The 16,427-nt window shown below is 65.9% G+C and carries 14 protein-coding genes; 1 reads left to right on the forward strand and 13 read right to left on the reverse strand.

Annotated elements, in window-relative coordinates:
* Positions 1-19 precede the first annotated feature (19 nt).
* The 9 genes from pyrF to efp form a co-directional block, all read right to left on the reverse strand.
* Complete coding sequence (gene pyrF / locus ACR0R4_RS05980; protein ID WP_433646442.1) at positions 20-898, reverse strand: orotidine-5'-phosphate decarboxylase; 879 nt, start codon at positions 896-898, stop codon at positions 20-22.
* Positions 895-4,191, reverse strand: coding sequence for a carbamoyl-phosphate synthase large subunit (gene carB, locus ACR0R4_RS05985; protein WP_433646443.1), 3,297 nt, complete (start codon positions 4,189-4,191; stop codon positions 895-897). The genes pyrF and carB overlap by 4 nt, the downstream gene beginning before the upstream one ends.
* On the reverse strand, positions 4,184-5,401 hold the full coding sequence (gene carA / locus ACR0R4_RS05990) for a glutamine-hydrolyzing carbamoyl-phosphate synthase small subunit (protein ID WP_433646444.1): 1,218 nt from the start codon (positions 5,399-5,401) through the stop codon (positions 4,184-4,186). The genes carB and carA overlap by 8 nt, the downstream gene beginning before the upstream one ends.
* Positions 5,398-5,928, reverse strand: coding sequence for a PH-like domain-containing protein (locus tag ACR0R4_RS05995; RefSeq protein ID WP_433646445.1), 531 nt, complete (start codon positions 5,926-5,928; stop codon positions 5,398-5,400). Before ACR0R4_RS05995 ends, carA begins: the two co-directional genes overlap by 4 nt.
* Positions 5,925-7,340, reverse strand: a complete 1,416-nt coding sequence (locus ACR0R4_RS06000) for a dihydroorotase (RefSeq protein WP_433646446.1) — start codon at positions 7,338-7,340, stop codon at positions 5,925-5,927. The genes ACR0R4_RS05995 and ACR0R4_RS06000 overlap by 4 nt, the downstream gene beginning before the upstream one ends.
* Positions 7,337-8,296 (reverse strand): aspartate carbamoyltransferase catalytic subunit, encoded by a 960-nt coding sequence (locus ACR0R4_RS06005; RefSeq protein ID WP_433646447.1) that lies wholly within the window; start codon positions 8,294-8,296, stop codon positions 7,337-7,339. Before ACR0R4_RS06005 ends, ACR0R4_RS06000 begins: the two co-directional genes overlap by 4 nt.
* Entirely contained in the window at positions 8,293-8,838 is a 546-nt protein-coding gene (pyrR, locus tag ACR0R4_RS06010; protein ID WP_433646448.1) for a bifunctional pyr operon transcriptional regulator/uracil phosphoribosyltransferase PyrR, read from the reverse strand. Before pyrR ends, ACR0R4_RS06005 begins: the two co-directional genes overlap by 4 nt.
* A 199-nt stretch (positions 8,839-9,037) precedes the next feature.
* On the reverse strand, positions 9,038-9,451 hold the full coding sequence (gene nusB / locus ACR0R4_RS06015) for a transcription antitermination factor NusB (protein WP_433646449.1): 414 nt from the start codon (positions 9,449-9,451) through the stop codon (positions 9,038-9,040).
* 8 nt (positions 9,452-9,459) lie between these two features.
* Complete coding sequence (gene efp / locus ACR0R4_RS06020) at positions 9,460-10,023, reverse strand: elongation factor P (RefSeq protein WP_433646450.1); 564 nt, start codon at positions 10,021-10,023, stop codon at positions 9,460-9,462.
* 80 nt (positions 10,024-10,103) lie between these two features.
* Here efp and ACR0R4_RS06025 point away from each other — a divergent pair, with 80 nt between their 5' ends.
* Positions 10,104-10,667: a thioesterase family protein gene (locus tag ACR0R4_RS06025; RefSeq protein WP_433646523.1), complete on the forward strand. Its 564-nt coding sequence runs from the start codon at positions 10,104-10,106 to the stop codon at positions 10,665-10,667.
* Positions 10,668-10,682: 15 nt separating this feature from the next.
* Here ACR0R4_RS06025 and ACR0R4_RS06030 read toward each other — a convergent pair whose 3' ends face one another.
* The 4 genes from ACR0R4_RS06030 to metK all read right to left on the reverse strand — a co-directional run bounded on the left by ACR0R4_RS06030 (position 10,683) and on the right by metK (position 16,395).
* Positions 10,683-12,164 (reverse strand): RsmB/NOP family class I SAM-dependent RNA methyltransferase, encoded by a 1,482-nt coding sequence (locus ACR0R4_RS06030; RefSeq protein WP_433646451.1) that lies wholly within the window; start codon positions 12,162-12,164, stop codon positions 10,683-10,685.
* Positions 12,161-13,102 (reverse strand): methionyl-tRNA formyltransferase, encoded by a 942-nt coding sequence (fmt, locus tag ACR0R4_RS06035; protein ID WP_433646452.1) that lies wholly within the window; start codon positions 13,100-13,102, stop codon positions 12,161-12,163. The genes ACR0R4_RS06030 and fmt overlap by 4 nt, the downstream gene beginning before the upstream one ends.
* A gap of 20 nt (positions 13,103-13,122) precedes the next feature.
* Positions 13,123-15,117 (reverse strand): primosomal protein N' family DNA-binding protein, encoded by a 1,995-nt coding sequence (locus ACR0R4_RS06040; RefSeq protein ID WP_433646453.1) that lies wholly within the window; start codon positions 15,115-15,117, stop codon positions 13,123-13,125.
* 87 nt (positions 15,118-15,204) lie between these two features.
* Positions 15,205-16,395, reverse strand: a complete 1,191-nt coding sequence (gene metK, locus ACR0R4_RS06045) for a methionine adenosyltransferase (RefSeq protein WP_433646454.1) — start codon at positions 16,393-16,395, stop codon at positions 15,205-15,207.
* Positions 16,396-16,427 lie beyond the last annotated feature (32 nt).

Consider the following 16,427-nt stretch of genomic DNA (forward strand, 5'->3'; position numbering starts at 1 on the left):
ATCGGTGGCCTCCGATCCCCTAGTCCGATTGTGCCAGTGCAGCGCCGATTGCCTCGGCCCGCGCACGGACCCGGGCGGCGAGGCCGGAAGCGCCGCCGCTCAGAATGCTGCGCGACTCGTTCGCGAGAAGCGCGCCGCCGAGTGCGCCGAAGATCTCTCCGGCGTCCTCGATCCGAGCACCCTGATGGCCGAAACCGGGTGCGAGCACCGGGAGCTTGGGGTTCGAGGCCCGCGCTTCCGCTTGCCGCTCCCCCGCATCGATCCCGAAATCTGCGAGGTTCAGGGTCGCGCCGAGCACCACGCCGATCGAACCGACGACGTCTTCTGTGTACACCTGACGGTTGAGTGCGTCAGCATCGGCGACCATTGCCGCGGCGACCGACTGACCGTCTGCACGCACCGCGCGCTGTACAACACGGGCTTCCAGGTTTGAGGTGGCCGCGAGCACAAACAGGCCCTTGCCGTGTTCGCGCACGTATCTCAGGGCGCCGTCGAGCGTACCGAACCCCTGGTAGGCGGTGACGGTCATTGCATCCGCCTCCAGCGGCGAGCCGGGGGCAAGCCAGGCATCAGCGTACGCAGCGAAGCTTGAGCCGATGTCACCGCGTTTGACGTCGGCTACCACGAGCAGCCCGGCAGCCCTGGCATCATCGAGCACCCGTTCGAGGGCCACGAACCCGGCGCTGCCAAATCGCTCAAAGAACGCGACTTGTGGCTTCACACAGGCGGCAACACCGACCGAAGCCGCGACCACCTCGCGGCCCATGCGCTCGGCACCAGCCGCGTCGTCAGCGAGTCCCCAGTCGTCGAGCAGTGGCGCGTGCGGGTCAATTCCGGCGCACAGGTGTCGGCTCGCCGCAAACTCCGCGGCCAGCCGACTCCCGAACGATGAGATCACTGCGCGGCTGCCGATCGAGCGGCATCACGATCGATTTGGTACTCCTGCAGCGACTTCACGTCGAAGGTGCCCACCTGAGCGGAGATGGCACCCACCGCGGCCGAGACCTCAGAGATCGTGGTGAAGATCGGCTTGTCTGCAGCCACTGCGGCCGCACGAATCTCATACCCGTCGGCGCGCGCGGAGCTGCCCGACGGCGTGTTCACGATCATGTCGATCTCGCCGCGATTGATGAGATCCACAATTGTTACGCCCGACTCGTGTTGGGAGTGCTTCAGCACGGTCTCGCTTGTGATGCCGTTACGCGCGAGCACCACCTGCGTGCCCTGAGTCGCGACGAGACGGTAGCCCAGCTCTTGCAGACGGAGTGCGGGAAGCACCACGGCGCGCTTGTCGCGATCCGCGACCGAGATGAACACCGTGCCCGAGGTCGGAAGCGGGCTGCCGGCGGCCGCCTGGCTCTTCGCAAAGGCGCGCGGGAAATCGCGATCCATGCCCATGACCTCGCCCGTGGAACGCATCTCGGGCCCGAGCAGCGAGTCGACGACAAGCCCCTCGTGGGTGCGGAAGCGCTTGAAAGGAAGCACCGCTTCCTTGACCGCGATCGGCGCGTCGATCGGCGCACGTGAGCCATCACGCTCGGGCAGCAGGCCCGCATCGATGAGTTGCTGAATGGTCTCGCCTGCCATCACGCGTGAGGCCGCCTTCGCCAACGGGATCCCCAACGCCTTTGACACGAACGGAACGGTACGCGAGGCCCGAGGGTTTGCCTCGAGCACGTACAGAACTCCCTGTCCGATAGCGAACTGCACGTTCAGCAGGCCACGCACGCCCAGCCCCTCGGCGATCCCGAGCGTCGCGTCGCGCACCTTCGAAATCTGATCGTGTCCGAGGGTGATTGGTGGCAGGGTGCAGCTGGAATCTCCGGAGTGCACGCCGGCCTCCTCGATGTGTTCCATCACACCGCCGACATAGAGTTGCTCGCCGTCGTAAATCGCGTCGACGTCGATCTCGATGGCATCATCGAGGAAGCGATCAACCAGAAGTGGGTGACCGGGTCCGACGAGGGCGTGGCCCTCGATCCGCGCGAAGTATCCACGAAGCGACTCGCTGTCGTAGACGATCTCCATGCCACGGCCGCCGAGCACGAACGAGGGGCGCACGAGCACCGGGTAGCCAATTTCCTCGGCGATGCGGATTGCGCCCTCCTCGTCGGTCGCAGTGCCGTTGCGCGGTGCGAGTAGGCCGGCACGATCGAGAATCTCCGAGAACGCGCCGCGTTCCTCGGCGAGGTCGATCGCCTCGGGCGTGGTGCCGAGGATCGGAATGCCGGCATCCTTCAGGGGCTGCGCGAGCCCGAGAGCCGTCTGCCCGCCGAGCTGCACGACGACACCGACGAGTTCGCCACTCGCTTGCTCGGCATGGATGATCTCGAGCACGTCTTCGAGCGTGAGCGGCTCGAAATAGAGTCGATCTGAGGTGTCGTAGTCGGTCGACACGGTCTCGGGGTTGCAGTTGACCATGATGGTCTCGTACCCGGCCTCGGACAGCGCGAACGAGGCGTGAACGCACGAGTAATCAAACTCAATGCCCTGCCCGATGCGGTTCGGGCCCGAGCCGAGGATCACGATCTTCTTCCGATCCGACGGCGCGACCTCGGTCTCGAAGTCGTAGGAGGAGTAGTGGTACGGCGTGAGGGCAGGGAACTCGCCAGCACAGGTATCGACCGTCTTGAAGACCGGGCGCAGACCGAGTCCGTGGCGGTGGCCCCGCACCTCTGACTCCGAGATTCCGCGGATCGCGGCAATCTGCGCATCGGAGAAGCCGTGCTCCTTCGCTTCGCGCAGCACCTCAACGGTGAGCTGCGGTGCGGTACGCAGCTGCTCGGCGACCTCGTTGATGAGCACGATCTGGTCAAGGAACCATGGGTCGATCGCGGTAGAAGCAAACACCTGCTCGATGGTCGCGCCAAGACGCAACGCCTGCTGCACATCGACGATGCGGCCATCGGTGGGCCGCTTCATCGTCTCGAGCAGATCCTCGACCGATCGCGGCTGCTCGTCCCAGTGGAAGGAGCTGCCGCGCTTCTCGAGCGAGCGCAGGGACTTCTGCAGGGCAGTGGTGAAGTTGCGCCCAATCGCCATCGCCTCGCCCACCGACTTCATGGTGGTCGTGAGGGTGTCGTCGGCAGCGGGGAACTTCTCGAACGCGAAACGAGGAGCCTTCACCACGACATAGTCGATGCTCGGCTCGAAGCTCGCGGGCGTCACCTGCGTGATGTCGTTCTGGATCTCGTCGAGGCGGTACCCCAGTGCCAGCTTCGCGGCGATCTTCGCAATCGGGAAGCCGGTGGCCTTGGAGGCAAGCGCCGACGAACGCGACACCCGCGGGTTCATTTCGATGACGATGATGCGACCGGTCGCGGGGTCCACCGCGTATTGGATGTTACAACCGCCCGTGTCGACGCCCACCCGGCGAATGATGTCGATGCCGATGTCGCGCAGCTTCTGGTACTCGCGATCGGTGAGGGTCAGTGCGGGTGCCACGGTGATCGAGTCACCCGTGTGCACGCCGACCGGATCCACATTTTCGATCGAACACACGACCACCGTATTGTCGGCCTGGTCGCGCATGAGCTCGAGCTCGTATTCCTTCCACCCGAGAATCGATTCCTCGAGCAGCACCTCGGTCGTGGGGCTGTAGTGCAGGCCATCGCCAGCAATGCGGACCAGGTCTTCCTCGGTGTAGGCAAAGCCCGATCCCAGGCCACCCATCGTGAACGACGGGCGCACCACGAGCGGGTACCCAAGGTCTTTCGCGAACTCCTTAGCCTCGTCGAGCGTGTGCGCGATGTACGACTTCGCGACCTCCGCGCCCGATTCGATGACCAGATCCTTGAAAATCTGGCGATCCTCACCGCGCTTGATCGCCTCGACCTTCGCTCCGATGAGTTCGACGCCGTACTTCTCGAGAATGCCCTGTTCGTGCAGCGCGATGGCGGCGTTCAGCGCGGTCTGGCCACCGAGCGTCGGGAGGATCGCGTCGGGCTTCTCCTTCTGAATGATGCTCTCGATCACCTCGGGGGTGATGGGCTCGACGTAGGTCGCATCGGCGAAATCGGGGTCGGTCATGATGGTCGCCGGGTTCGAGTTCACCAGGATGACGCGCACGCCCTCCTCGCGGAGCACGCGGCACGCCTGGGTGCCCGAGTAGTCGAACTCGCAGGCCTGGCCGATCACGATCGGACCCGAGCCGATGACGAGTACGGAGTTGATGTCTGAACGCTTAGGCATGTGCGGGGGCTCCCTGGGTCGAGGTGCCGGTCGCGCGCTCCAGAACGAGCTCGCGGAATCGGTTGAAGAGGTAGAAGGCATCGTGCGGGCCGGCGGCGGCCTCGGGGTGGTATTGCACCGAGAAGGCGGGGATGTCGAGGCACTCGAGCCCCTCGACCACCTGATCGTTCAGGCTGATGTGGCTGACCCGCACCCGGCCGAAGCCGGCGGGCGAATCGCTCTCAGCATCGACCGGCGCATCGACCGCGAACCCGTGGTTCTGGGCGGTAATTTCCACTTTTCCGGTGGCACGATCGAGCACGGGCTGGTTGATTCCGCGGTGCCCGAACGGCAGCTTGTAGGTGTCGTAGCCGAGCGCCCGACCGAGGAGCTGATTGCCGAAACAGATGCCAAAGTATGGGATCCCGTCGCGCAGCAGTTCGCGCAAAAGTTCGACCTGGCGATCGCTCGCGGCCGGGTCTCCCGGGCCGTTGGAGTAGAAGATGGCATCGGGAGCAATCGCCCGGATCTCCTCAAGCGTGGTTGACGCGGGCACCACGGCCACATCAAAGCCGTGCTCGGAAAGGTACGTGACGGTCGCTCGTTTCACGCCGAGGTCGAGCACCACGATGGTGCCGACGCGTTCGACGGCCGTGTCAGCTGCCAGGTCGTAGCGCTTCGGGGTGGTGACCTGCTCCGACAGGTTCTTGCCCGCCATACTCGGTTGTTCGCGAACACGCGTGAGTTGCTCATCGGCCGAGAGCGCGTGCGCCTCCCCCGAGAACACCCCAGCCCGCATGGCACCCGCCGAGCGGATGTGACGGGTGATAGCCCGGGTGTCGACACCGGAGATCCCGACCACACCATCGTTCACGAGTTCTTCGTCGAGCGACCGCTGTGCACGGAAGTTCGACACGCGTCGGGCGGGATCGCGCACGATGAACCCGGATACCCAGATCTTGCGCGACTCCATGTCGGTGTCATTCACCCCGGTGTTGCCAATGTGGGGTGCGGTCATCAGCACAATCTGCCCCGCGTATGACGGGTCGGTGAGGGTTTCCTGGTACCCGGTCATACCGGTGGAGAACACGGCCTCACCGAGCGTCTGTCCGGTCGCACCGTATGCGCGACCCTCAAAGCGTGTGCCATCCTCCAGCACGAGAACGGCGGGCCCATCGGGAATGGCGCTCGCCGGCGGCGCTGTGATCGCGGGATTCGCGGTGGTGGTCATCGAGCATCCTCCTGAGTGATGTGAGTGAAGTCTGTGTGAGGTTCGCCGCTCGAGAGTGCGTCGATCGCCTCGGTGAATTGGCGCTGTTCGGCAGCGTGGTCGAAACGAAAGCTGGATTCAAGTTCACGACCGTCTGCCTCCCAGCGGAGCAGGGCAAGTCCTCCTCGTTCGACGGCCTTGCCGACGCGAACACCAGCGGATCCGCTCCCGCGCAGCTGAGAGAGTGGAATGTGCACCGGGATCTCACCGGTGACCTCGATCGTGACGCCACCCTCGAAGACCGATACCTCGGCCCGGCCGCGATAGCGCAGGCCGGGTGCCGACACCCGCACGAGGGGCTCACCCGCTGGCGTGGTCGAAACGTAGGTCACCAGGGTGAAGACCGCGAGACGGGCGCCGCCGGGTGCCACCTGGGCGCCCACGACCCCCGCGTCACGCTTCGCGCGCGCGCGCCATCCCCACCACATGAGGGCGAATGCGAGAACAACGATGAGGGCGAAAATCAGAGCAAACAGCGGGCGATTCATCGCGTGCCTCCGTCTACGGATGCAGGCACCGCACCCTGCACGGCGTTCGCGGCACGTGCCGCAGCGGCGACGACCTCGACGTCGACGACAACGCCCGAGTCGAGCGTGAGGTACCCGCGGCGCACCGTGGTGTGCACGAGGCCCGGCAGCTCCATGCCGAGATATGGCGAGTTCATGCTGCGTCCCTGGAGTCGCTGGGTATCAAAGACGCTGGTGCCGCTCGGATCGACGAGCACCAGGTCGGCCGGCTGATCCACTGACAGCGATGACGGATGGCCCAGGAGCCCACCGATCTGTGCCGGTGTCTGCGACAGCAGGCCTTCAACCTCGGCGAAGCTTGCATAGCCGCCCTGTACGAGGGTCTGCAGTGCGATCGGAAAGGCCGACTCGAGCCCCACCATGCCAAACGCGGCAGCATCCCACTCGCATTCCTTCGCCTCGGTCGGGTGCGGAGCGTGATCGGTCGCCACAATATCGATCACGCCGTCGGCAACCGCTTGACGCAGTGCCTGCACGTCAGCGTCGCGACGCAGCGGTGGGTTGACCTTGTAGCGCGGGTCAAAGCTGCGTACCAGTTCTTCGGTGAGCAGCAGGTGGTGAGGCGTCACCTCGGCCGTGACCTGCACGCCGCGGGCCTTCGCCCAACGCACCACCTCAACGGATCCCGCTGTCGAGAGGTGGCAAATATGCAGCCGTGAGCCGATGTGCTCGGCGAGCAAAACGTCGCGGGCGATGATCGACTCTTCCGCGACCGCGGGCCAGCCCTTCAGCCCGAGTTCGCTCGAGAGTGCGCCCTCATTCATCTGGGCAGCCTCGGTGAGTCGCGGATCCTGCGCATGCTGGGCGATCACGCCATCAAACGTCTTCACGTATTCGAGCGCACGGCGCATCAGCAGTGAATCGTGCACGCACTTGCCGTCGTCAGAGAACACACGCACCGCGGCGCGCGACTGCGCCATCGCACCGATCTCGCTGAGTCGCTCCCCCGCCAGGTCTTCAGTGACCGCGCCGATCGGGCGCACGGTCGCGTAGCCGGCGGCATCGCCCAGCGCCTGCACCTGCTCAACCACACCGGCGGTGTCGGCAACCGGCAGCGTGTTGGCCATCGCGAAGACGCTCGTGAAGCCGCCAGCCGCGGCCGCCCGGGTGCCGGTCAACACCGTCTCGCTCTGTTCGAAACCGGGCTCACGCAGATGCGTATGGAGGTCGACGAAGCCGGTAAAGGCGACGAGGCCCGCAGCGTCGATGACACGCTCGCCCTCACGTGCCTGTAACCCGGCACCGCGCTCGACAATGCGCCCGTCGGCGATGCGCAGATCCACCGCATCAGCGGCCGAAATATCGGCGCCGCGTTCGGTGAGGTCGGCAGCGAGCCGCGCCCCTCGGATCAGAAGGCCTGGATTCTGGGTCATGCGTGCTCCGTTCGCTCGCCGGAAAGTAGAAGATACAGGGCCGCCATGCGCACCGAGACACCGTTCGCGACCTGCTCAAGCACTGTCGAACGGTCGCTATCGGCCGCGGCCGAGGAGATCTCGAGGCCCCGATTCATCGGTCCCGGATGCATCACCAACGCACGCTCAGGCAATTGCGCAAGCCGCGCGTCGTCGAGGCCCCAGTTTCGAGCGTACTCGCGCTCGTTGGGAAAAAATGCAGCGTGCATTCGCTCACTCTGAATACGCAGCATCATGATCACATCGGGCCGGTCTTCGCGGATCGCCTCGTCGAGCGAGTGCCGGACCGTTACCGGCCAATCTCGAGCGCCGTAGGGCTGCAGCGTCTCGGGCGCGACGAACGTGACGTTCGCGCGCAGTGTGTTGAGGAGCCACAGGTTGCTGCGCGCCACCCGCGAGTGCGCGAGGTCGCCGACGATCACCACCGACATGCCGTCGAGATCGCGGCCACGACTGGCTGCCTCGCCGAACAGGCGCCTGCGCATGGTGAAAGCATCGAGAAGCGCCTGCGTGGGGTGTTCGTGCGTGCCGTCGCCAGCATTCAAGACGCCCGCCTCGATCCACCCGCTGCGGGCGAGTCTCTCGGGTGCCCCGCTCGCTGGGTGGCGGATCACGACACCGTCTGCGCCGATGGCCTGAAGGGTCTGTGCGGTGTCTTTCAACGACTCGCCCTTGCTCACCGATGAGCCCTTGGCGCTGAAATTGATCACGTCGGCGCTCAGTCGCTTTGCTGCCGCCTCGAATGAGATGCGCGTGCGCGTGCTGTCTTCATAGAACAGGTTCACCACCGTCTTGCCGCGAAGGGTGGGAAGCTTCCGCACCTCGCGCTGCTGAGTGGCAGCCATATCCTCGGCCGTGTCAAGAATTCGCAGCGCGTCTTCCCGCGCGAGTGTGCGCGTGTCGAGGAGATGCCTCATCGTTCTTCACGCTCACCCTCGGCAGAGATAGTGACCTCGTCTGCATCATCTTGTTCGACAAGTCGCACCGAGATGCGCTCGTTCTTTGCGCTCGGAAGGTTCTTTCCAATGTAATCGGCGCGAATCGGCAGTTCCCGATGACCCCGATCAATCAACGCGGCAAGACGCACCGCCCTGGGCCGACCGTGATCGTTCAGCGCGTCAAGCGCCGCGCGAACGGTGCGGCCGGAAAAGAGCACGTCGTCAACCAGCACCACGGTTGCACCATCGATGCCATCCGGCGGCATGACCGTCGGTTGGGGCACGCGCGTGGGATGTTTCGCAAGGTCGTCGCGATACATCGTGACATCAAGGGTGAAGGCAGGCACCTCGGTGCCCTCAATCCGAGAAATATTCTCGGCGATGCGACGGGCGAGAATCGCCCCGCGGGTGGGGATACCGACAATGACCAGACCACCGGAACCTTTGTTCGCCTCAATGATCTCGTGGGAGATCCGGATCAACGCCCGAGAGATCTCCGAGGCCTGCAGCAGAGTGCGCACGATGAAGTGACTCCTTCCCCGCCTCACTGGACGGCATTAAAGGATTTCTATATGACTCCAGGTTAGCAGGTCACGCCTGCGACTCGGTCGAGACCGTGGATTCTGCGGTGCAGTCAGCCGCGAAGGCATCTGACTCACGCACGGCCGACGCTCAATTCGTTGCGCTCCGATGTTCTGGGGGCCGGAGCATCTCTGAAGATTACCCTCGGTGCTGGGCGATGCGACCAAGCACGCCGTTCACAAAACGGCCGGAATCTTCGGTGGAGTATTCCTTTGCCAGTTCGACGGCCTCATCGATCGCCACGGCAGTGGGCACCTCGTCGTTATGGAGAATCTCCCACGACGAGAGTCGGAGCAGCGCACGATCTACGTGCGGCATTCGATCGATGGTCCAGCCCTGCGCGTAGCTCGCGATGAGCTCATCGATCTCCTCGCGGTGGTCTTCCACCCCGTCGACGATCTCGCGTGCATACAGCCACGATTCCATGCGATCGGGTTCGCTCGCGGCCCGCTTCGCCTCAGCGGCCACGATCTGCGACAGGGATTCCCCGCGCACGTCCGCCTGGAACAGCATGTCGAGGGCGCGCTTGCGAGCCTTTGTTCGTGCACTCACGCCGGCGACTAGTCGTTCACGCGGCCAAGGTAGTCACCCGTGCGGGTGTCCACCTTCACCCGGGTGCCTACCTCAAGAAACAGCGGCACCTGAATTTCGGCGCCGGTCTCGACGGTTGCGGGCTTGGTGCCGCCGGTCGAGCGGTCGCCCTGCAGTCCGGGCTCAGTGTAGGTGATCTCGAGCACGACGGAAGCTGGAAGCTCGATGTACAGCGGCTCGCCCTCGTGCAGCGCGATCTGCACCTGCTGGCTCTCCAGCATGAAATTCTTCGCGTCACCGACGACGGCACCAGAGACGGTCACCTGGTCGTAGTCCTGCTGATCCATGAAGACGAAATCGGTGCCATCTTGGTAGAGGTACTGGAAGTCGCGGCGATCCACCATTGCGGTCTCGATCTTGGCACCCGCGTTGTAGGTCTTGTCAATGATCTTGCCCGACACCACGTTCTTCTGCTTGGTGCGCACGAACGCGCCGCCCTTGCCCGGCTTGACGTGCTGGAACTCGATGACGCTCCACAGGTTGCCGCCTTCTTTGATGACGGTACCGTTCTTGATGTCGTTCGAGGTTGCCATGTGCTCGCTTTCGCATTGGGTGCAGAGTAACCCAAGCAGTCTACACGTCGAGATCGCGGCGAGGATGTATGGTGCATGACATGCACATGCTCCCCCGCACCCTCCTGCACTATTTCTTTCACGGGCGTCGGTCACCTCGAATCCCGGTCGATGGGGTGTCGGTCTCGTCCTTTCGCGTCTGGCCCACCGACCTCGACATTCTGCGTCACATGAACAACGGTAAATACCTCTCGATTATGGACATCGGGCGGTTCACGCTGATGCAGGCCGCCGGGCTCGTCGATATGTTTCGGCAAGAGGGCTGGTACCCGGTGGTGGTCGGACAAACCATCTCGTATCGAAAATCTCTGAACCCGTGGATGAAGTTCGAGGTGGAGTCACGCATTCTCGGTTTCGACGATCAGGCGGTGTATATCGAGCAGCGATTCGTGCGCCCCGACGGACAGGGCGTGCCCGAGGTCTACTCCCGGGCGATCGTGCGGGGACGGATCCTGAAACGGTCGGGCGGGGTCGTTCCGGTGGCAGAGCTCATCGAGAAGACGGGTGCAGGATCCGCCGAATTCACTGTTCCCGAAGACGTGCTCGCATGGGGCCAGTCGACTCGGCTCCCGTCGACACGGGCCCACGCGCCGAGCATCTGGTAACCGCCCAGCTGGTGACTACGCCGGTCGCTCGACCAGCGCGATGAACATCGCGTCGGTGCCGTGTCGGTGTGGCCACAGCTGCGCACTGAGCGATTCCCCCGCCAAGTCAAGTGGATCACGCGCCGCCGCGTTCACCGCGGCCCGTGCGTCTATTTCTCGCACCTCGGGGTGTCGCTTCAGTGCCGAGTCAAGGGCGACCCGGGTCTCTGCCAGGTGCGGGGAGCAGGTGACGTAGGCCAGCAGACCGCCGGGTGCCAGGTGCTCGATGGCCGCATCGAGGAGCTGCCCCTGCAAAGTGGTGAGACCAGGCAGATCGCTCGGCTGCTTCCGCCAGCGCGCCTCGGGCCTCCGTCGCAGGGCACCCAGCCCCGAACAGGGGGCATCGACCAGGATACGATCGAACAGATCGGAACCGTCGGCCGTGTGGAAAGCAGCATCGTCGCGCCCGTCGTGAGACACCACCTGAACCGTGTCGGTCGACGCTTCGATCGAGCGGCGCACGAGCTCCGCGCGGTGCTCGGACACCTCGTTCGCCCGCACCGTCGCACCGACCAGCTGAGCCTCGGCGCCGAGAACGGCGGTCTTTCCTCCGGGCCCCGCGCACAGATCGAGCCAGAGTTCGCCGGGTGTCGCCTCCCGCGCGCGCGACAGCGCGAGTGCGGCGAGTTGGGAACCCTGATCTTGCACGCGCGCATACCCAGCGGGCAGATCGAGCGCGGCGATCGCGTGCATCGGGTCGCCCCCGTCGAGTTCCAGACCCAGGGGCGACGGCCCGGCAGCGTTGACCCCGTATTCACCGCCGAGCGCCTCAGCGGTATCGTCATCGATGCCGGAGCCAGGGAGCATAGCCAGACTCACCCGGGGCGGCTGGTTATCGGCCTCCAGCAGCTCTTCGAGCTCTTGTTCCCGACCCTCGGCACGCAGCGCGTCGCGAAACGCGCGGAGCACCCAGGCCGGGTGTGACGTGCGGGTAGCGAGTGCGTCGTCAGCATTCTTCGCGGATTCAGTGATGCGCGCCTCCCACTCTTCGGGGGTCGCGCGGCCCACGCTGCGGAGCACACCGTTCACAAAGCCGGCGGCGCTCACGTTGCCCACGCGCCGCTGCAGTTCGACGCTCTCGTTCACCGCGGCGTGCGCGGCGGTACGCATGCTCAGTAGCTGATGCACCCCGAGACGCAGCACGTTGCGTGTTCGCGCATCAACCTGGTCAATGGCACGCCCCGAGGCAAGCTCGATGATGCGGTCATATCGACCCTGTCCGCGCAGGGTGCCGGCGACGAGCTCGGTGGCGAGTCCCGCATCTCGCGGATCAAGCCTCGCCTCACGGATCCGGGCCGGAAGTGCCAGATTCGCGTAGGAGTCCCGCTCTTCCACGTCGCGGAGCACGTCGTAGGCAACCAGTCGCGCGGCTGAGATGTTCGCGCGTTGTGGACGGGTGTCGCGGCGCGGCCGCTGCCCTCCCGAACGCTCCGGCAGCCTGTTGCGAGATTCGCTCATGAGAGCACCGCCTCTCCGCCGCGGCCACGTAACCAGTCGGCACCCGTCATCGCAGGCTTCCCGGCGGGTTGCACACGGGCGAGTTCGAGGGTGCCCCCTGGGAGCGTGAGCACCGCCACGCCGGAAACCAGCCGAACCGTTGCAGGAGCGATCTCGGAAGCTGGATGGGCATCGGGCGGGGCAGCCTCGGAGTCGACGGGCAGCAGTTCGATCACCTTCAGGGTCGCTCCGTCGAAACTCACGTACGCTCCCGGTTCGGGAGTCATGCCTGCCCAGTGAGCGAGCACCTGCGCCGCGGGCAGAGTGAGATCAAGCGCGCCGTCTTCGCGGCGGAGTTTCTGCGCGTATGTCGCCTCGCCCGTTTGTGGTTCGCCGGCGGCCTCGTCGCTCTGCAGCAGGTCGATCGCTTCGAGCAGCGCTCGGGTTCCAAAATCTGCAAGTTCGGTCAGCGCCTGCCCCGCGGAGGTGCCGGGCGGGAATTCCCGTGAGTCACGCGTCAGAATATCGCCCGCGTCAAGTGCCTCGACGAGCCGAAAGACGCTCACCCCGAGCCGTTGCTCGCCAGCCTGCAGGGCGCGCTGCACGGGCGCTGCACCGCGCCAGCGTGGAAGCTCACTGAAGTGCAGGTTGATCCACCCGAGAACGGGCAGCGAGAGGAGCGGCTCGCGGACAAGCCCGCCGTAGGCGACGATCACCCCCAGGTCTGGAGTGAGTGCGCGCACCCAGGCGGTCGCCTCGTCGGAAAGCGTGTTGGCCCGAAATACCGGGATGCCGAGTTCTTTGGCAGCCACCGCCACCGGCGACGGGGTGAGGACGCGCTTGCGCCCGAGGGGCGCGTCTTCGCGGGTGAGCACACCGACGATCTCGTGCCCCGACGCGACGAGCGCTCTGAGGCTCGGAACGGCAAACTCAGGGGTACCGGCAAACACAATGCGCATGCGTCTATTCTCGCAGCCGCTCACGAGTCGAATACGCCACGGTCGTCGAAGCGGATCCGCAGCGCCTCGGGACGCGCCCGCCCGGGGCGGCGACCGGCCACCCGAGACGACGCGCCCGCTGCATCTGCCACGAGCGCGCCGCGCAGGCGCTTTGCCACCTCGGCCCCGTGACCGTAGTCGAAGCGCACGATGGCGCGCACCAACCCGTCGCCCGCGGGGGTGGGCCCGAGCACGTCGACACCACCCAGCTCGCCCAGTGCCTTGAGGGCCCGATCCACCTCGTTCGGCCCCCCCGTCACGCTCGCGACGCGCACCGCGGGCGGGTAGCGCAGCGCTCTCCGATCGCGCAGCTCGGACCGAAGCCAATCCTCCGTGCGGCCGGTCACCAAGGCCCGCACGACCGGGCCTCCCCCCGAGGCGACCACGCACCGGGCGTCGGGTGCGGCCAGAGCCGCCGCGTTCAGCCACCAGCGCAGACAGTCTTCACCGGCACGAAGCGACTCGATCCCAAGCAGTCGTTCGACATCGAGCAGCACCACCGCGCGGTATCCCCCCGCCGCGATCGGCTCGGCACCCCGGGTGGCCACCACGATCGCGGGCCTGGAATCCACGCGCTCGTGCGGGTGGTCGCCGTCACTGAGGATGACGCGCACACCCTCGAACTGGCGTTCGAACTGTTCGGCGGTGCGCGCCGAACCCGCGCCACGCATCTCGAAGCGCGAACCTGTGCAGCTCCGGCAGCGCCAGCCGACGGCCTGCTCGCCGCACCACCGGCACGCCCCGCGGCTTGAGCCGTCGCGAAACCCGATGGGCCCGGCGCACTTCAGGCAGCGGGCGAGGTCGCCGCAGTCGGCGCACACCGCAATGGGCGCGTACCCGGGGGTGGCGACCTGCACGAGCACCGGCCCCAGTTTCAGCCCCTCCCGCAACTCTTTTGCGGCAAACTCGGGCACCCTGCCGGGAAAGTTCTCGGGGGATCTCAGTTGATCGGCGGCGACCACGCGGGTGCGCAGGGGGGGCAGGTTTTCGGCCTGAAGATAACCGATCTCGACGAGCCGCTGCACTTCGGCGCTGCGGGAATGACTCGCGAAATACAACCCCGCCCCGCTCTGCTCGGCGCGCAGAAGCGCCGCGTCGCGGGCATGCACGTACGGCGTCAGGTGCTCGGCGAGAACCGGGTCTCCGTCGTCCCATATCAGCAGCGCGCCGAGCTGATAGGCGGGGGCATACACCGCCGACCGGTTGCCGAGGATGATTCGCGGCACCGGATCGAGCGCTCGGAGAAACCCGGCGTATCTCTCGCTGCCCGACTGCCTGGAGTCGACGCGCACGACACCTCGATGCCCGAACGACTCCAGGGCGTCACGCACCTGATCCACGTCTCGATAGTCAGGAGCCACGACGATCGCGCTGCGCCCACTCGCGTGCACGGCAAGGGCGGCCCTCGCCACGGTGACCGCCCAACCACCGACCCATTCGCCCGTGCCCAGGCGCGCGGGTCCGTGCGAGGGTGTCACGGCAACCCGTCCGCCCTCGCCCAGGAGCTGGGCCAGCTCTTCCTCCTCCGGGTGAGGATCAAACGGCAGACTGTCGTTCCCCGGATCTGGCGCGGTACCCGCAAGGTGTTGCTTCTCTGCCCGCACCATGCGCGGGGGAATCGCGAGCCGAATGATGTCGCCGGCGCTGCCCCCGGCCCGATCCGCCACCGCTCGCGCGAGCCGATACAGCTCGGGCGTGAGCACGGGAACCGGGCCCACGATCTCGGCGATCGGCTGCAGTTCACCGCCGAACTCGCTGTGTTCGGCGAACGCGACAATGTAGCCGTGGCTGCGCCGGCTCTGCGAGCGGAAGGGCACACGCACACGCTGCCCCACGCGCAGGTGAGCCACCAACTCCTCGGGCACCGCGTAGTCGAACAGGTGGTCGAGCTGCGGCAGGGCGGAGTCGAGGAGCACGAACGCCACCCGACGTTCGAGGGGCGCCTCGGCCTCGAAGGTCACCGCATGCTCGGTCACGCTCGATTCCCGCTCACGTCGATGGCCCGGTCACGGCCGGCACCGGACAACGTCGACACCTCGGCTCTGATCGACGACCCGCGCGGGCTAGAGCCCGGCTGCCGCGCGCAACTCGGCGACACGCGGAGTCTTTTCCCACGTGAACTCAGGCAGGTCGCGCCCAAAGTGCCCGTATGCGCTGGTCTGCGCGTAGATGGGGCGCAGGAGGTCAAGATCGCGAATAATCGCCAGAGGCCGCAGGTCAAAGACCTCGCGCACGGCGCGTTCGATGCGATCCAGGGGCACCGCCTCGGTGCCGAAGGTCTCGACGTACAGCCCGACCGGATGCGCACGGCCGATGGCGTACGCCACCTGCAGTTCGGCGCGCCGGGCGAGCCCTGCCGCGACCACGTGCTTTGCCACCCAGCGCATCGCGTAGGCCGCCGAGCGGTCCACCTTCGAGGGGTCTTTCCCGCTGAATGCCCCGCCGCCGTGCCGGCTCGCGCCACCATAGGTATCGATGATGATCTTGCGGCCGGTCAGACCGGCATCTCCCATGGGCCCGCCAATGACGAAGGGGCCGGCGGGGTTGATGAACAACTGCGCCTCATCGCTTGCCAATTCCACACGCCCCAATACCGGGCGAATCACCTCTCGCTCGATGTCAGCGCGCAGGTCGGCCTGACTGATCTCGACCGAGTGCTGCGTCGAGAGCACGACCGCTTCGATGGTGGCCGGCCCGTCTCCGTCGTACCCGATCGTCACCTGGGTCTTGCCGTCAGGCCGAAGATACGGGAGCACGCCGGTCTTGCGCACCTCGGTAAGGCGCTCCGCGAGGCGGTGCGACAACCAGCTCGGCAGGGGGTGCAATTCGGGTGTTTCGTCGGTGGCGTAGCCGAACATGATGCCCTGGTCGCCCGCGCCCTGCAGGCTCAGCGGATCCACCTCTTCGCCCTCGCGCACCTCGAGCGAGGCATCAACACCGCTCGCGATGTCTGGCGACTGCTGCCCGATGGAGATCGACACCCCGCACGAGTTCGCGTCAAACCCCATGTCGCTGCTGGTGTACCCCACTTCGCGAATCGCCGCGCGCACAATCTGCGGAATCTCGACGTAGCCGGAGGTGGTCACCTCGCCGGCGACGTGCACGAGCCCCGTCGTGACGAGTGTCTCGACCGCGACGCGAGCGTCTGGATCTTGCTCAAGCATGGCATCAAGAATCGAGTCGGAAATGCGGTCGCAGATTTTGTCTGGATGACCCTCGGTGACCGATTCGGAAGTGAACTGGCGAAGTGACACGGGTTGCCTTTCGAACGAGCGAGAAAACGACA

Origin of the sequence: Leucobacter fengyongliangi (assembly GCF_050971685.1) — a bacterium.
GTDB lineage: Bacteria > Actinomycetota > Actinomycetes > Actinomycetales > Microbacteriaceae > Leucobacter.

What these genes read in the sequence shown, in the direction of transcription:
- fmt (WP_433646452.1), bottom strand. Translation starts at nt 13,102, where the DNA reads ATGCGCATTGTGTTTGCCGGTACCCCTGAGTTTGCCGTTCCGAGCCTC.
- ACR0R4_RS06030 (WP_433646451.1), bottom strand. Translation starts at nt 12,164, where the DNA reads ATGAGCGAATCTCGCAACAGGCTGCCGGAGCGTTCGGGAGGGCAGCGG.
- carB (WP_433646443.1), bottom strand. Translation starts at nt 4,191, where the DNA reads ATGCCTAAGCGTTCAGACATCAACTCCGTACTCGTCATCGGCTCGGGT.
- efp (WP_433646450.1), bottom strand. Translation starts at nt 10,023, where the DNA reads ATGGCAACCTCGAACGACATCAAGAACGGTACCGTCATCAAAGAAGGC.
- ACR0R4_RS05995 (WP_433646445.1), bottom strand. Translation starts at nt 5,928, where the DNA reads ATGAATCGCCCGCTGTTTGCTCTGATTTTCGCCCTCATCGTTGTTCTC.
- ACR0R4_RS06000 (WP_433646446.1), bottom strand. Translation starts at nt 7,340, where the DNA reads ATGACCCAGAATCCAGGCCTTCTGATCCGAGGGGCGCGGCTCGCTGCC.
- carA (WP_433646444.1), bottom strand. Translation starts at nt 5,401, where the DNA reads ATGACCACCACCGCGAATCCCGCGATCACAGCGCCGCCGGCGAGCGCC.
- ACR0R4_RS06005 (WP_433646447.1), bottom strand. Translation starts at nt 8,296, where the DNA reads ATGAGGCATCTCCTCGACACGCGCACACTCGCGCGGGAAGACGCGCTG.
- ACR0R4_RS06025 (WP_433646523.1), top strand. Translation starts at nt 10,104, where the DNA reads ATGCACATGCTCCCCCGCACCCTCCTGCACTATTTCTTTCACGGGCGT.